This is a genomic window from Morganella sp. HMSC11D09, assembly GCF_001807955.1.
Taxonomy (GTDB): domain Bacteria; phylum Pseudomonadota; class Gammaproteobacteria; order Enterobacterales; family Enterobacteriaceae; genus Morganella; species Morganella morganii.
This window is the reverse complement of the sequence record NZ_KV791703.1, coordinates 1-807: the sequence shown is the minus strand read 5'-3', so window position 1 is coordinate 807 and position 807 is coordinate 1. Positions and strand designations below refer to the sequence as shown.

The window sequence follows — 807 nt, the reverse complement described above, 5'->3', positions numbered from 1 at the left end:
ATCTGCCACCAATCACCAATACTGACTAAGTTGAATGAAGTGAGATTAACGAGGGTTAAAAATGCCGAATCATGTAACAAACGTAGTGGAAGCAAGCCCTGAAGTTATTAAGGCAATGCTGAATGCAGATGGATTGGTTGATTTCGAATTAATAATTCCGCGCCATCCGGATTTAACTCTGCCGGGGATGGGGATTTATACCGAGGCAGAAAGCGCAGCAAAGTTGATGTGCAAGGAAAGGGTTTCCGACCATGAGTTGATGGCGAGAATGGAAATGGTCAGCCGCCTGAGAGCTTCCGCCCTCGAAATGACGGATGAGCAATTTGAGCAGTTTGTCCAGATGATGCGAAACAAGCGCAACCACGGGTTTTATAACAGCATGGAATTCGCCAGAAATGGCTGGGGAACGAAATGGAATGCATACGGACAAAGCGCAGAAAGTAACTCAGACACAATGGTTGAGTTTGAAACGGCTTGGTCGCATCCGCTGCCGGTAATTACTGCCCTGTCAAAACGTTTTCCGGAAGAAAAAATAATTGTCAAATATGCAGACGAGGACACCGGAAACAATTGCGGACGATACACCATGCAGAATGGTGATTTTGTCGAGCAGGATATCGCTCCTTCTTGGCGCGACCAGTCTGACAGCGACAAAAGAAAGTGGACCGAGTTTGCTTTCAAATTATGCAACCCAGACACAGACCCGAAGACGTATGGATATAACGAAAATTGGGAATATGTCGAAGATGAAGACTAACACCCCGCAGCGGGGATAACTATTCGGACATCACGTAGCACAGGGAAGTG

1 protein-coding gene is annotated in these 807 nt (G+C 46.6%); it reads left to right on the top strand.

The window, feature by feature from the left end; translation table 11 throughout:
- Positions 1–61 precede the first annotated feature (61 nt).
- A complete protein-coding gene (locus tag HMPREF3119_RS14870) occupies positions 62–757 on the top strand; it encodes a DUF1281 family ferredoxin-like fold protein (RefSeq protein WP_070580181.1) in 696 nt (231 codons plus the stop codon).
- Positions 758–807 lie beyond the last annotated feature (50 nt).